The organism is Oliverpabstia intestinalis (genome assembly GCF_009696065.1).
Taxonomy (GTDB): Bacteria; Bacillota; Clostridia; order Lachnospirales; family Lachnospiraceae; genus Oliverpabstia; species Oliverpabstia intestinalis.
The window spans coordinates 1-15143 of sequence record NZ_VUMS01000020.1 but is presented as its reverse complement, the minus strand read 5'-3'; the positions used below and the strand labels follow the sequence as shown (position 1 = coordinate 15143).

16 protein-coding genes and 1 riboswitch are annotated in these 15143 nt (G+C 45.1%); of the genes, 5 read left to right on the top strand and 11 right to left on the bottom strand.

The window, feature by feature from the left end:
- Positions 1 to 7: 7 nt before the first annotated feature.
- The 8 genes from FYJ57_RS10875 to FYJ57_RS10840 all read right to left on the bottom strand — a co-directional run bounded on the left by FYJ57_RS10875 (position 8) and on the right by FYJ57_RS10840 (position 8014).
- Entirely contained in the window at positions 8 to 997 is a 990-nt protein-coding gene (locus tag FYJ57_RS10875; protein ID WP_328597473.1) for a sensor histidine kinase, read from the bottom strand.
- Positions 998 to 1092: 95 nt separating this feature from the next.
- Positions 1093 to 1764 carry a response regulator transcription factor gene (locus FYJ57_RS10870; protein ID WP_154432656.1) on the bottom strand — a complete coding sequence of 224 codons (672 nt, stop codon included), beginning with the start codon at positions 1762 to 1764 and terminating at the stop codon, positions 1093 to 1095.
- Between the two features lie 268 nt (positions 1765 to 2032).
- Positions 2033 to 2554 carry a nitroreductase family protein gene (locus FYJ57_RS10865; protein ID WP_022170766.1) on the bottom strand — a complete coding sequence of 174 codons (522 nt, stop codon included), beginning with the start codon at positions 2552 to 2554 and terminating at the stop codon, positions 2033 to 2035.
- Between the two features lie 194 nt (positions 2555 to 2748).
- Positions 2749 to 4338, bottom strand: coding sequence for an AAA family ATPase (locus FYJ57_RS10860; RefSeq protein ID WP_154432655.1), 1590 nt, complete (start codon positions 4336 to 4338; stop codon positions 2749 to 2751).
- 44 nt (positions 4339 to 4382) lie between these two features.
- Positions 4383 to 5975, bottom strand: coding sequence for an AAA family ATPase (locus FYJ57_RS10855; RefSeq protein WP_154432654.1), 1593 nt, complete (start codon positions 5973 to 5975; stop codon positions 4383 to 4385).
- A gap of 157 nt (positions 5976 to 6132) precedes the next feature.
- Positions 6133 to 6552 carry a hypothetical protein gene (locus tag FYJ57_RS10850; protein ID WP_227338771.1) on the bottom strand — a complete coding sequence of 140 codons (420 nt, stop codon included), beginning with the start codon at positions 6550 to 6552 and terminating at the stop codon, positions 6133 to 6135.
- Positions 6549 to 6992 (bottom strand): GNAT family N-acetyltransferase, encoded by a 444-nt coding sequence (locus FYJ57_RS10845; protein ID WP_154432653.1) that lies wholly within the window; start codon positions 6990 to 6992, stop codon positions 6549 to 6551. The genes FYJ57_RS10850 and FYJ57_RS10845 overlap by 4 nt, the downstream gene beginning before the upstream one ends.
- Positions 6993 to 7057: 65 nt before the next feature.
- On the bottom strand, positions 7058 to 8014 hold the full coding sequence (locus FYJ57_RS10840; RefSeq protein ID WP_154432652.1) for a ketopantoate reductase family protein: 957 nt from the start codon (positions 8012 to 8014) through the stop codon (positions 7058 to 7060).
- A 367-nt stretch (positions 8015 to 8381) separates the two neighbouring features.
- On the opposite strand from FYJ57_RS10840, the gene FYJ57_RS10835 reads away from it, so the two are divergent.
- The 5 genes from FYJ57_RS10835 to folK all read left to right on the top strand — a co-directional run bounded on the left by FYJ57_RS10835 (position 8382) and on the right by folK (position 12810).
- Positions 8382 to 9518 carry an ROK family transcriptional regulator gene (locus FYJ57_RS10835; RefSeq protein ID WP_154432651.1) on the top strand — a complete coding sequence of 379 codons (1137 nt, stop codon included), beginning with the start codon at positions 8382 to 8384 and terminating at the stop codon, positions 9516 to 9518.
- Between the two features lie 209 nt (positions 9519 to 9727).
- A riboswitch (THF riboswitch) is annotated at positions 9728 to 9840 on the top strand.
- A gap of 221 nt (positions 9841 to 10061) precedes the next feature.
- Positions 10062 to 10619: a GTP cyclohydrolase I FolE gene (gene folE / locus FYJ57_RS10830; RefSeq protein ID WP_022171856.1), complete on the top strand. Its 558-nt coding sequence runs from the start codon at positions 10062 to 10064 to the stop codon at positions 10617 to 10619.
- Positions 10620 to 10626: 7 nt separating this feature from the next.
- Positions 10627 to 11127 carry an HD domain-containing protein gene (locus FYJ57_RS10825; protein WP_235904560.1) on the top strand — a complete coding sequence of 167 codons (501 nt, stop codon included), beginning with the start codon at positions 10627 to 10629 and terminating at the stop codon, positions 11125 to 11127.
- Positions 11128 to 11165: 38 nt separating this feature from the next.
- Entirely contained in the window at positions 11166 to 11972 is an 807-nt protein-coding gene (gene folP, locus FYJ57_RS10820; protein WP_154432650.1) for a dihydropteroate synthase, read from the top strand.
- 10 nt (positions 11973 to 11982) lie between these two features.
- Positions 11983 to 12810, top strand: a complete 828-nt coding sequence (gene folK, locus FYJ57_RS10815; protein ID WP_154432649.1) for a 2-amino-4-hydroxy-6-hydroxymethyldihydropteridine diphosphokinase — start codon at positions 11983 to 11985, stop codon at positions 12808 to 12810.
- 46 nt (positions 12811 to 12856) lie between these two features.
- On the opposite strand, the gene FYJ57_RS10810 is transcribed toward folK, so the two are convergent.
- Genes FYJ57_RS10810 through FYJ57_RS15125 form a run of 3 tightly spaced genes read right to left on the bottom strand, consistent with a single transcriptional unit; the run spans position 12857 to position 14571 of the window.
- Positions 12857 to 13198 (bottom strand): hypothetical protein, encoded by a 342-nt coding sequence (locus tag FYJ57_RS10810; protein ID WP_205839961.1) that lies wholly within the window; start codon positions 13196 to 13198, stop codon positions 12857 to 12859.
- 6 nt (positions 13199 to 13204) lie between these two features.
- Positions 13205 to 13657 (bottom strand): carbohydrate-binding domain-containing protein, encoded by a 453-nt coding sequence (locus FYJ57_RS10805; protein ID WP_154432647.1) that lies wholly within the window; start codon positions 13655 to 13657, stop codon positions 13205 to 13207.
- Positions 13606 to 14571: a polyphosphate polymerase domain-containing protein gene (locus FYJ57_RS15125; RefSeq protein ID WP_205839960.1), complete on the bottom strand. Its 966-nt coding sequence runs from the start codon at positions 14569 to 14571 to the stop codon at positions 13606 to 13608. Before FYJ57_RS15125 ends, FYJ57_RS10805 begins: the two co-directional genes overlap by 52 nt.
- Between the last annotated feature and the right edge of the window lie 572 nt (positions 14572 to 15143).

Here is a 15143-nt window from a genome sequence, read left to right as displayed (position 1 = left end):
ACCGTATCTAGCCCAGGATACACCCGCGTTCCCACACCCATCTCCGATTCGATCCGGATCGTGTGGGAAAGCCGGTCCATGATCTGTCTGCACAGGTACAGACCGATATACCTGTGGATCGTTTGTCCGTGCGACCGTTATAGCCGGTATACCCGCGCTCAAAGACCCACGGAAGATCTTCCGGTGCTATCCCGATACCGGTATCTTCGATCACCAGCGTCTTAGGGCTTTGTGGATCCATATAAATTTTTATCTTTCCCTTCCTGGTGTATTTCAGGGCGTTCGAGAGAACCTGTTCAAGGACAAATTCCAGCCATTTTTCATCGGTAAGTATCTGACAATGGACATCCTCATATTGCAATGCGATCTTTCGACGGATAAACAGAGGTGCGTATTTTCGAACTGCCTGATGGATCAGAGCGTCCAGTTCCTGTTTTTCAAATACCAGATCCGTGTTCATCCTTTCCATCCGCAAATACTGTAGTGCCATCTGCACATACTGTTCCACCTGAAAAAGTTCCCCCTGTAATTCTTTGGAAACCGGTGTTTCTTCTTCCTGTAATAGCAGGTGCATGGCAGCGATCGGCGTTTTGATCTGGTGGGTCCACATCGTATAATACTCCACCATCTCCCGGTATCTGTCATCCATCTGCTGTTCTTCTTTTCGCAGTTCCCGCTCATATTGCCCGATGATCTGCCGGTACAGTTTCTCCGACAGAGTGTCCGGATTCGGGAACGCTTCTATCTTGTCTCTGGGATCCTTTGTCAGCAGTTCCAGTGTCTTACAGCGCTTCCGATAGCGGATGAAGCGAACGATCAATACTGCGATACCGGTAAAAGAGGCAAGTTGCAATGTGTAAATGGTGACATCCTGTGGAATATCTTCCAGGAAACACAAAAGCCAAAAAATTCCGATAAAAAACACCACCCAGAGAAGGATCCCCGCCTCTTCCCGCAAAAATGCAAGGATAATTCTTTTTCTTCCCTTTTCCTGCATCGTTCTTCTCCGTTTTTCTACTTCCTTCTCTCAGAATCCTCTTTTCAAAAGAGTAACACTGTGAAAATCTCCTGAACCATATGATAAATCCCATATTATGTCAACAGATATCCCACACCTTTTTTCGTCTGAATATAATCCGAAAGCCCGATTTCTTCCAGTTTTCTTCTAAGTCTCGTCACATTCACAGTCAGTGTATTGTCATCGATAAAGCTGTCCGACTCCCACAACCGCATCATCAGCGTGTCTCTGCTCACCGCTTTTCCCTTGTGTTCCATTAAGACCTGCAGGATCCGCCACTCATTTTTCGTAAGTTCGATCTTTTCTCCCTGATACGTCAGAATCCCGTTTTCTTTATTCAGGATTGCTCCTTTGTGCTCCAACAGATTCGCAGTTCCGGCAAATTCATAGGTTCTTCGAAGAAGCGCCTGTACCTTGGCAGTAAGCACATTCAGGTCAGATGGTTTTGCGATAAAATCATCACCGCCCATGTTGACTGCCATGATGATGCTCATATTATCAGAAGCGGAAGAAAGGAAAAGCACCGGTACTTTCGACACTTTCCGGATCTCCTGGCACCAGTGGTAACCGTTAAAAAAGGGAAGATGAATGTCCATCAGCACCGGTTGCGGACCGGTTGCGGCAAATTCTGTCAACACATCGGAAAAATCCTGCACACAGAACGCCTCCATGCCCCACGAAACCAGGTGTTGCCGGATCGCATTTGCAATCACTTCATCATCTTCCACGATCATAATTCGATACATATATTCCTCATTTTCTAAATCTTCCCATGAACAGGTCATCAGGAAGATTCCTGGTTTGAACTTTTATAAAACGGGCTGTATACCTTTTGTGACACACAGAAACATTCTATATAAGCTCTCCCGTTTCTGTCCGCTTCAGGACACAGCCCGTTTTCTGTTTTTCTTATCTTTTTATTTTCGCACTGACTGTTCATGTTCGGAGCAGTTACGTTACGTTTTTATGAAAGTTCGTAACTGTTCAGTACCTTCACAGTTACGAAAGCTCTTCCTATACTCTGACAATATAGTTCGCTTTTCTTTCTTTTGCTTCCGGGTATTCACAGTCACGATATCCAAGGATGCAGTGTCCGATGCCGACCAGATTTTCCGGAAGTCCCCACTCTTTTAAGAGTTCTTTTCCCTCTGCACTCTCAAATTCTTCTTTTGCCCGGTGGATCCAGCAGGAATCCACACCTACCGCATGAGCTGCCAGCATCAGATTGCCCATAACCAGGGAACCGTCCTCATGATAGGTTCCAATCTCCGGATCTGCGAGTACGATCAGAACCGTCGGTGCACCGTAAAACGGATCATTGCTGCTTCCCATCACAGCTGCGTTCATCTTCGAAAGTTTTGCGATCAGTTCCGGTTTCTGCACTACCACGATCACCGGAGACTGTTTTCCCATTCCGGTAGCCGCATACGTTCCGGCTTCCAGGATCGCATCCAGCTGCTCGTCTGTGATCTGCTCCGGTTTGTATTTGCGGATGCTTCTGCGGGTTTTCATTGCTTTCAATACTTCATTGTTCATGGTAAAATCCTCCTTTGTCCCATTTTCATCGTTTTTTTCTGATACCTATTATAGTACAGATTTCTGTGAATCTCAACGCCAGACGAATACCTGTCTGCAGCCATTTTCAAATTCAGGTTATCGCCATTACCCTTTGGTAAAAAGCCTCATATCCACACCCTTATGGTGCGGACACGAGACTTCTGTTTTTATTTTCAGTGTTTTCCGTATTTTTCAATCCGGCATTCATGTTCCTTGGTTTTTTCATTATAATTAATGCCAACCATTAAAAGCTCTCCCGCATAACATGCAACAGAATCCGGATATTTTCTGTCTTTGATCTGATCCAGGGCGGTTTTAACATCTTTATTCCACTTCAGCTCCACGACAAGTGCCGGATAGAACTTTTGAAACTCCGGCTTGGGAATAAATACAAAATCAGCAAATCCACGCCCTGCCAGGAATTCGCGAATTGGTTTGAAGTAATATTGCATTGCGCTCAGATACGCAATGGACAGTACACTGCTGAGTGAATTTTCATTATTATACTGAATCACTGAAACATATTCTCTGTGAATTTTTTCTATTTCTTTTGCTACCGCATCTCCATCCATCTGAAGGGTATCCCTCAAAAGCTGTTCGGATTCTTTCTGGAATGAAATCAGTTCATTCCATTTTTTTCTTTTTGTTGCCAGAATCATTTCCTGACGGATTTCCTCATTTGGGATGAATGCAGTTTTAAATGTCCGGTCATAGGCAAGGTAGCCAAGATGAATCAGATATGTCAATACATCATCTTTATTGGCAAAACTGACCGTGTCATTCTGAAAAGAAGTGATATCGATCGGAACATGATCTCCCGACAACATTTCAATCACTGCGCCTCTCAGTCCATCAAAGTCCATATTGATCAGCGGAACAATCGCCTCATAAGATGCTGTTCCTGACCAGTAACTTTGGAATTCACCTTCCAGCATCAGGTTCACCACTGCATTTGGATTGTATACATGATATGTTCCAATCTGGTAGCCGTCATACCATCGTTTGACCTCTTCAAATTCATGTCCATATTCTTCGCACAGTTTCTGAACCTCTGCTTCTGTAAATCCAACATATGGCGCGATCGGACCGGCGTGCAACATCGAATAATCTTTAAAATTGTTTAACGCAGACTGTGTTTTTTCTTTTTTTACAGGCAGAATACCTGTCAGATATGCCAGCTGAATATATTTCGTCGGCTCTGTCCCTTTAAACATAGCCCGCAGAAAATTGATATATTCTTCCTGTGTTCTGACATCCGATGCTTCATCACGAATCAGAACATCCCATTCATCAATAATCACTATAAATTTTGTTCCTGTTGCTGCATTGATCCGTGACAGAGACTCCGGCAGCGAACGGATTTTTTCCGGTAAAATATGTGGATAATATTCTTTCAACTCCGAAATCGTTTGTTCTGAAATATAAGAAACGATTTTTTCCGGACCACCTGCCGGTTCCATACACCATTGGATATCCCAGTGCAATACATCGTACTGATTCAGGTGTTTTTCAAAGCCTTCTGCTTTACTGATACCCAGATTGGAAAACATTTCTCTGGAACTACAGCCTTTGCTGTAATACGCCGTGAGCATATTGGCCGTGATCGATTTTCCAAACCGTCGCGGGCGGCTGTTGCAGATATATCCCTGCAGAGTATTCATAACCTTATTCGTATAAGTAAGAAGCTCTGTTTTATCTACATAAATCTCCGAATTTAATGCAACCGCAAATGCTTCATTCCCCGGATTTACAAATACTCCCATCTTCTCACACCTTTCTTTTTCTGCACGCATTGTTATCTGTAATTTTATTTTTGCATGGTTTCAATCACGCATTCATGTTTTTTAGTCATCTTATTATAATTAATTCCTACAAGCAACAACTTCCCCTGATATTCTTTCAATGCATCTCCATACTGTTTTTCTTTGATCTGCTCTATCGCTCCACCGGCGCTCTTATCCCATTTCAGTTCGATCACGACAGCCGGCTTGTCAGGATGCTTCTTTCTCGGAATCATACATACGTCGGCAAATCCCTTTCCCGCAGGTAATTCCCGAATTATGGTATAGTATTCCCGCGCAAAGTAAAAGGCAAGCTGAATGGTACAACTTAAAGAGTTTTCATCGTTATACTGAAGAATAGAAATTTCCTCATGTGCTTTCTCGATTCCCTCTGCAACCGCATCTGCATCCATGTTCCACAGTGCTTCCAGTAATTTACGGGAGGATTCCACGGACTCTGCCACGCCATGCCAGTTCATGGTGCTGATGGCATTTACATATTCCCTGGAAACCTCTTTATTTGGTATACTTACGGTTCCATCCACACTGTCATAGGTCAGATATCCCAGATGCACCAGCAGAGTCAGCACATCGTCTTTCGTTGCAAAGGTAGTCATATCGTTGCTGAATGTTCCGATATTAATGGGGACAGATTCTCCCGCAAGCATGCGAACCACGGAGTCCTTTAAGCCGTCCATATCCATCTGGATATAGATTTTTAGTGCTTCATATGTCTCCGTCTGGTTCCAGTAGGTTCCGAACTTATGACGCAGCATGGCTTCCACAACCGACTTGGGGCTGTACATGGAATAGCATTCATTTCCCGTCTGTCGATGGGCAATTAATCGATAGCCATCATACCATGTTTTTACATCTTCAAAATTCATCTCATATTTTTCACAGAGAACTGACACTTCCTGTTCGGTAAAGCCAAAATACTCTGCCAGCTCACCGGGATCCGTCATGGAATATTCTGTAAACATATTTAATGCCGAATGAGAACCATATTTCTTGATCGGCAGAATACCAGTCATGTAAGCCAGTGCAACATAATCTTTATCCTTGAGCCATGCTCGTAAAAAGTCCAGATACTTTTTCTGTGCTTCTCTATCCTGTTTATATTCCCGGAACAGACAATCCCACTCATCAATCAAAATTACAAAAGGACATCTGGTATAAGAAAATACATCTTTCATTACCTGAATCAGATTTTTTTCATCCCGAAAACGCACTTGCGGATAAGTTTCCTCAAAATCCAATACAATATATTTTTTCAGCATTTCCAGCATCTCTTCCATTGTCCCTGACATACTCAAAAATTCCTGCATATTAATTTTGATCACATCGTATTGATTCAGATTTTCTTTGTAGGAACTATCTTTGCTGATTGCAAGATTCCGAAACAGTTCTTCTATATTTTCACTGCGATCATAGTATGCAGCAAGCATATTCGCTGCCATTGATTTGCCAAATCTTCTCGGACGGCTCACACAGATATACCTCTGTTCTGTGCAAAGAGCTTCATTTGTCTTTGCGATCAATTCACTTTTGTCTACATATATTTTCGAACGAAGACTTCCACGAAATGAAAAATTCCCCGGATTCAGATAACTGCCCATGCAAATTCCTCCCCGTCAAGATTTTATAAGATATATTATACTGGATTCCTCTGATAATCACAACAGCAGGATTTCAGTTCCCAATCTGTTCCATATTTCTACTTATTTACAGTGGCTACTGAATAGTTACATTGATTCTTATTTTTTCAGTATCTTTTTAATACTCCCAATCAAATTCATCTATACTGTTCTTAATCTCCGAAGAAACCGACCTGTCATTTTTCAACTTTTTTATAAGTTCAGCAAACTTTTCACGTTTCGGATTTTCCGTATCATTATAGCAGCGATGCACCATCCAGATATTATGCGGTGTTGGATGGTTTCTTACTGAAGCAATCAGTAATTCTTCATATCCGTGTTTATAAAACTGCTCCACAAAATGAACCAGATCCCCTGGCATGCCAAAATCGACCCGTGGATTGGTAGCTATAATTTCCAATATTGGGTCTACTAGTTCAAAAGGTTCTGGATATTGGTTGATAGCGTCTATCAAATCATCCTCTATAAAATACTCCTCTTCCGGTTTTATTGTAGCTTTCAATCCTGTAATGATTTCTTCTTTTGTCATAGATTTCATTGTTCTTCCTCCCTGAAATTCCGCTGCCAGATCATCACATAATCTTTTTCACCGGTAAGTTTGTCCAAACCTTCGCATTGGATTTGGAAGCCTTCTCTTCGATAAAAATTAATAGCCCGTACATTCTTTTGATACGCATTTAAAAGTAATTTTTCTTTTTTACTTTTCACATAATCCAGCAGCATTTTTCCGATCCCATGCGACTGCATCTCATCAGAAACAAAAATGCCTTCTATATACTCGCCGTTTAATCCTGTAAATCCCTGTATGTTCCGGTCGTTCTCATATACATAGACTTCCGCCTGTGACAGCATTTCTTTCACTAATCCAAAATTACTTTTCCAGTATTGCGCTGGAATAAAATAATGTGCTTTCAGATTGCTGTCTAACCATATCTCAGCAACTCTGTCTATATCCGCTTCCTGTAACACTCTAATCATAAACATTGTTCTCCTTAAAAAGCCCCATACCTGCTGTCTTTGTCACGCAGATATGCAATCCCCTATTATCGCGAGCAGGTCACGCTTTCATCATCTTTCTGATAATCAAATTTCCCGTCATTTTTTTCTTCCAGGGCTTTTATAATATGGTATGTGTATTCGTTATATGGTGTTGGGATTCCCAGTTCTTTGCCCATACGGATCAGCGCACCTGAGAACATATCGATTTCTGTGTGACGTCCTGCATCCAGATCCTGAAGGGTAGAATATCTTGCGGATGGCGGAACGGCACTTCCGTGACTGGATGAATCATCTGCCTTACGGATGTCGATTCCTTTTGCTGCTGCAATCGCTTCCAGTTCCTCCCGGAGTTTATTACTGATTTCTTTCATATGCACACTGTCCCGATAACAGCCTACACCTGTGCCGAGAACCGCCTGTGGAAGGTTGTTACCGACATTCAGACGGAATTTGCACCACATTTCTTCTTTGATATATTCTGTGGCGCGGTAATGCAGCCCGGTATCTGCAAAAAGATCCTCGATCGCCTGTACACGTTCGCTCTGATACGGTGCTGCCAGTTCACCGAAAATAATTCCGATCGTCGTTTCCGGGTTGAAACAGTAGCCGTTTCCTTCTTTATGAGAAGCCACCTTGATCAGCGCGTGCAGAATATGAGCAGCCCCGATCTCTTTTGCAATAATCTCTTCACTGTCTACGCCGTTCATAAGACTCATAACAGTGGTATGTTCTCCGGTGATCGTGCGGATGCTCTCCAATGCACCCGGTAATGCCCCGTATTTTAAAGCCACAAATAACAGATCTGTCCCATTTGCTTCCTGCGGGGTCCATACTTCCGGATGATAGGTGATGCCGTTAATGATGCATCCTTTTTTCATTCTTTCTGCGCGTTCCCCTTCTGCGATCACGCCCAACCGGATATCTTTCCGGTTTGAGAGTCCCCATATCACATACGATCCAACTGCTCCTGCGCCAAGAACTGCAACTGTTTTTATCTTCATGCTCTTTCTTTCCTTCCACCAGAATAACTTATTGAACAGAATACTGTCTGCTGCATATTTGCTTTTGTTCTTTCAACGAGATAAAATACACTTCACAAATTTGGCTCGTTGCCCGCATATCCATAATTGATCCGGTGGATCAATTTTGATTCTCGCGGCAGTCACCAAGGTCTCATACAAGCATGGACTTTGGCTCGTTGCCCGCATAAATTACTGTAAATATATCATATTTGCCGAAAGATTGCCACTGCCCAGCCTGACAGTGCAAAATGCAAATCCCTCTCTGTCCCTTCCGTTGCTTTTTTCTTTTGGTTGTATTACAATCATAAGTAACAATTGTCAGATTATCAAAGGAGCAGCCGCCGTTATGGATAAAAAAAGTGTGACAACTCTCACGTTAAAACAAATCAACAAACATACCGTCTATCAGTACATCTACCGCCAGCGGGAAACTTCCAAATTTCAGATCGTACAGGATCTGAACATGGGACTTTCCACGGTCAGTCAGAATCTGACCACATTGGAAAAAGAAGGGCTGATCGAACGAAACGGGTATTTTGCCTCTACCGGAGGACGGAAAGCACAGATTATCCGGATCGTACCGGATCTCAGGATCGCCATCGGGATCGGAATTTTAAAGACCATGTTTCATCTCGTTGCGGTGGATCTGTACGGGGAGGCCGTCGCGAGGGAGACGATTCCACTTGCCTACGAGGACACGCCGGAATATTACGACACATTTGCCGGCGAAGTGCTTCATTTTATTGAAAAAAATGAATACCCCACGGAAAAAATCTCAGGGATCTCCATTGCCACACAGGGGATCATTTCCCCGAATGGTTCGTCCGTGACTTACGGTGCTATTATGGGAAATACGCGGATGCAGCTTTCTGATTTTGCTTCCCGGCTTCCTTTTCCGTGTCATCTGGTTCACGACTCCAAGGCGGCCGCGGATCTGGAACTCTGGAATCATCCGAAACTGGACAGCGCTCTTGTCTTCTTATTAAATCGAAATCTCGGCGGTGCAGTAATCACCAATCACAGCGTTCATCAGGGTTTTTCCATGCACAGCGGTTCTCTGGAACACATCTGTGTGGAACCGGATGGTCCAGTCTGTTACTGCGGGAATCGCGGCTGCCTGGAAACCTTCTGTTCCGCCAGTGCACTGGAACTGCGCAGCGGACTTTCAGTAAAAGAATTTTTCCTTAAATTGCGGGATCCGGATAACTCAGGGGAACATTTACAGGACATCTGGCAGGACTATCTGCGGCATCTGGCTTTCGCCATCCGTAATCTCAACCTGCTGATCGACTGTCCGGTGATCCTGAGTGGATATCTTGCACCTTATTTTCTCCCGGAGGATCTGGATCAGCTGCTTGCTCTGATCAATGAGCATACACCGTTTCCTCTGGCGAAAGATTCGCTTCTTACCGGCACCCACGGACAGTATACACCGGCAATTGGGGCAGCGCTGTTTTACGTGAAAAATTTTCTGGATACATAGACATAGCCATGGTACTTTCTCCTTGCGCTGTTTCGTTCTTATGTAAACTAACAGGGGGGGGATGATAATTCAATGTTACCGGCCACGGAATGAACAGCAACAATTTCATATATTTTCCGGTATTCTCTTGCACCCTCTTTCCATGAGTGCTATAATCCTTTCAAACAGCAGAGAAACCCTATGTGTCTGCTGTTTCGATTGAAATACTATGCAAAATAGGTTTCCATGCGTCAAGTGTTTTGTGGATGGGGAGTTGCCACAGAAACGAAAAGTCGGTTCGCCTGCGGACCGGACTTACGATATGGTTACCGCACCCGTTGCAACAACCAGATGTTTAACATCCGATTGTGAAGGGATATACTCATAGTTATTTTTCAGTAGCTTTATTTTCTTCACATCAGGGTGTTTTTTTCTTACATATTATTCTGTACATCTATGCAGAACATCCTGATGCATATTTTTGTATGCTCAGAATCTTTCTATGTCCGATTTTACAGGAAGTTTCTCAGTATACAGCATTATTTACACAGGAGGTTTTGTACCATGATGGATCACGAAAAAATCAAAGAAGGCGTTCGTCTGATGCTGGAAGGTATCGGCGAAGACGTCAATCGAGAAGGTTTACTCGAAACACCCGACCGTATCGCCAGAATGTGCGAGCAGATCTACGGCGGGCTCTATGAAGATGCCGGTGTGCATCTGTCCAAACAATTTCACGCTACCAATAACAATATCGTTCTGGAAAAAGATATCACCTTTTATTCCACCTGCGAACATCATCTGCTGCCCTTCTACGGAAAAGCTCATGTGGCTTATATCCCGGATCAGCGCGTGGCAGGTTTAAGCAAACTGGCCCGCACGGTAGAAGTCTATGCAAGACGCCCGCAGATCCAGGAAAATATGACCGCACAGATTGCGGACGCTCTCGAAGAACATCTGCAGCCGAAGGGTGTGATGGTCATGATCGAGGCAGAACATATGTGTATGACCATGCGCGGTGTTCAGAAACCAGGCAGCAAAACTGTGACCACCATCGTGCGTGGAGCCTTTGCGGAAGATTTTTCCCTGCAGCAGACCTTTTTACAGATGGTAAAGGCTTAAATCTGTCATGGAACGGCGAATTATTATGAAACGCATCGATCAGATTTTATCCCACCCTGTCTTTCGAGAGCAGTTTGCACTGTTACAGGAAGCAGAAAAAGACCGGATCTTCTGCCGTCACACGATGGAGCATTTTCTGGATGTGGCGCGGCTGATGTATATTTATAATCTGGAAGATCAGGCTGGCTTTTCCAAGGAAATGATCTACGCCGCCGGACTTCTTCACGATATCGGCCGTTATGAACAGATGGAAAAGGGTACTCCTCACCATCTGGCAGGGGCAAGACTGGCGGAACGCATCCTTACGGACTGTGATTTTTCTCTTACTGAGCAGAAATCGATTCTTGCTGCGATCCGAAGCCACCGGGTAAAAGATACTGCGGAAACTCCCTTATTTTCCCGCTATCTCTACCGTGCGGACAAACAGTCACGAAACTGTTTGTACTGTCCTGCAAGAAATGCATGCAACTGGCCGGAGGAGAAGATGAATCTGACGATTTGTTATTAATTTTAAACTTATGTAAACTTCAAGAGGAGAAAACATGTATGAGAATTGGTAATCGTGAATTTGATACAAAGAATGAAACTTATATTATGGGAATCCTGAACGTGACTCCCGACTCTTTTTCCGATGGTGGAAAATTCAATCATATGGATGCTGCTCTCGCTCACGCCGAGCAGATGATCCGGGACGGCGCAGACATTATCGATATCGGCGGTGAATCCACCCGTCCGGGACATACCGTGATCTCTGACGAGGAAGAAATCGCAAGAGTAACGCCGGTCATCGAGGCGGTCAAATCACATTTTGATGTTCCGGTTTCCATCGACACTTACAAAGGAAATGTCGCAGCGGCCGCTCTTCAGGCCGGTGCGGATCTGGTCAATGATATCTGGGGATTCAAGTTCGACTATAAAACCGCCGAGGTGACCGCCCGTTACCACGCTGCCTGCTGCCTGATGCACAACCGAAACGAAGCCATATATCAGAATTTTCTGGAAGACATGGTCGCCGATATGAAAGAATGCGTCGCTATCGCACACAAAGCAGGTGTTCCGGACGATAAAATCATGCTGGATCCGGGTGTTGGCTTTGGGAAAACGTATGAGCAGAATCTGGAAGCCATCAATCATGTAGATGTCTTGCAGGAACTCGGACTCCCGATTCTTCTCGGCACTTCCAGAAAATCTGTCATCGGTAACACCCTGGATCTGCCGGTAGATCAGCGCGTAGAAGGAACACTTGCCACCACCGTGATCGGCATGCTCCGCGGATGCTCCTTTGTCCGGGTACACGATATCAAAGAAAACCACCGGATCATTCAGATGACGAAAGCGATCCTGTCCTGCTAGGAGGAAATTTATGGATAAAATAAGAATTGAGAATCTGGAAATCTTTGCAAAGCATGGAGTATTTCCGGAAGAGAATTTTTTAGGACAAAAGTTTGTACTCTCCGCCGTTTTGCATACCGACACCAGAAAAGCCGGGCTCACCGATGAGCTTTCTTATTCGGTACATTACGGTGAAGTCAGCCATCTGATCAAAAAAGTAGTCGAAGAAAATACCTGGAAACTGCTGGAGACGGTGGCGGAGGCGACCGCAAAAGCGATTCTGCTCTCCTACCCGATGGTCTCTCAGGTAGATCTTACCATCAAAAAACCGTGGGCGCCCATCGGTCTGCCTCTGGATACCGTATCGGTGGAGATCAGCCGCGGCTGGCATACCGCTTATATCGCGCTCGGCTCCAATATGGGGGACAAGGAAAAATACCTGATCGAGGCAGTTGAAAAACTACAGCAGACTTCAGACTGCCAGGTGCTGAAAGTGTCTGATTTTCTGGTGACTGCACCCTACGGCGGTGTGGAGCAGGATGACTTTTTAAACGGTGCACTGGCACTCAAAACACTGCTGACACCGCAGGAACTGCTCGAGCGCCTCCATGAGATCGAACAGGAAGCGCACCGGGAGCGCCTGATCCACTGGGGACCGCGGACGCTGGATCTGGATATCTTACTGTATGACGATCTGGTACTGGACACCCCGGATCTGATCATTCCTCATGTGGAGATGCATCTGCGGGACTTCGTCCTGATCCCGCTGGCACAGATTGCTCCGTGGAAACGCCACCCGGTACTGGGACTTACCGTTTCACAGATGCTGGCAGATCTACAGGCGAAGCAGGAATCCTGATCTGCTATACAGATTCCTCATTCTGGTAATTATGTAAACCATTCTGCTATTTCTGACCGTCAGATTCCTCCTTCGTCTGCTCATTTGACGAATCCCCCGGATTGCCCTGTGGCACGTCCCCCTGCGGGCGTTCCCCGTTTTGCGTATCCGGTGGATTTCCCTGTCCCTGCGGCAGGGTCGGACGGTCTGAGTTATCCAAATTGCCAGCATCGCCACTATTATCTCCCATCGGACCACCCTGCGGTTTCTGTCCTCCACTCTGTCCCGGCGTATTCGTCACTTCTCCGTCGGTGTATACCAGACCTTCCATGGTTACTTCCTGGCTGTTCTCCCCTGTGTGTATCGTATAGGTACTTCCATCGCTTAATTCTGCGCAGCTGATGACCACGGAATTCTATTCACGCATCGGTGTATAACTTACCAACGTATTGCCATCCGCATCTTCCAGTGTGATCTCCCCGCTCTGGTTATCCGTCAGGTTCATCATCAGTGAGCCCTGTGTGGAATCGGAACCGAAATTCTGTTCCATGCCGCTCATACCGGCTGCTACCAGCGTTCCCCCGGTGATCGTCGCCGTTCCATTGTAATCCAGAGCACCATTTCCGTTATCGCTCGGGCCGGAAACAAAGATGTTTCCTCCGCTGACGGTCAGATCCCCATTGCTGTCAATGCCGTCTCCGGTGGCATCGATCGTGACAGTTCCACCGGAAATCGTGATCCAGGCATCCTCGTCTGCCGAGAACATATCCTCACCAAATCCGCCCATACCGCTCTGGTCATTTCCACCGGCTGCATTCAATCCGTCATCGCTGGCTGTGATATCGATGGTTCCATCGGAGATTTCCATATTCTGTCCTTCGATTCCTTCGTAACACGTTTTGATCGTAATCTCTCCGCATATACCTGATCTGCCCCATCCGCATGCATGCCATCATCTCCAGTGCTGAGTGTGTAAGTTCCTCCGCAGATGGACAAATTGCCGTTGGTATGCAAACTGTCATCGCAGGAATCTATCATAAAGGTTCCATCTTTTAACAGCAGATCACCACCCGTCTTGATTCCTTTTGTGCTGATGTCTTCTGTCGTGCTGCTGTTCAGTGTTTCACTATTTCCACCATTCTCTGTTCCTGCATCCTGCGGTGGCTGCATATCCGACATTCCCGGACCGCCCTGACCGACTTTGATCTCCATCAGCGTCTGATTTTTTTCCAGCAGCGGCCGTCCGTAGACCGGTGCGGAAAGATCCAGCTGTGTGGTACGCCAGAGGATATTCTGGTCAAAGGTGATCCGAAGTTCGTGATCGTCCCTTCCATAAAAAGCCTCCCGCTCATAGGAGAGATACACGGCCGGGCGAATCCCCTGATACATCTGCATCGCATAATCCAGTTCCCGCCGAATCTGGCTGTGTTCGATGGAATCCTCTCCCTGGCAGAGGTATCGAACCGCATCCGCATATTCGGTCCGTACTCTTCGTTTGTAGACCACTTTTTTGTATTTCTTTTTCAACTCGATAAAGGCTTCGCTGTCATGCTGTGCCCGTCCATAGGTACGCAGCCGGATCTTTTCTTTGTACACCTTTCCTTCGATCGATCTTCGGATCAGAAGATAATCCGGCGTATGAAAATACAGGTTACAGATGGTATTGCGTCCGAATGTATCCGGTTTCATATACGTTTCCATATAAGCCTGCAGGTCTTTTTTCTGATCTGCGGTAAGCAGATATTTGTATTCATATCGTTTAAAAATTGTCTGATTTGCCATCTCGGTTCCTCCTTATGGATGTGATTGTATCGGAGAAACCTTAAATGAAGTTTAAAGAAACATAGAAAACACAGAATCTACACATTTATTCAAAACAAGGAATATACTTTCTCACTCTCGCGAATTTTACTCGTTGCATTGCATATCAATAATTGATCCAGTGGAGCAATTTTGATTATCGCGACAGTCGCAAGGTCTCGTGCAAGTACAAACTTTGACTCGTTGCTCGCGTAAATTAAAAAACAGAACCCGCATAAAATCCTTATGCAAAGTTCTGTTTTTTATATGACTTTATATAAATTTTATCGTAACTGTTCAGTACCTTCACAGTTACGAGCCAAAATGCATAAAAAATCACCTTCGGTGATGGCATTTTGGCTTGTATGTCTCGGGATTTTGACATATTCATGTCAAAACACCTCGCGGGACAGTGGCTACTGAATAGTGATATTGTCAATATTGGTTGACACATTTATCTCAAAGATATCACTGCCTATGCAGCCAGTCCCAGAGATTCGTAGTATCTCTGGCGCTTGATCATCGGAGGAAGCCCACCGTTAGCAGAGCAGATC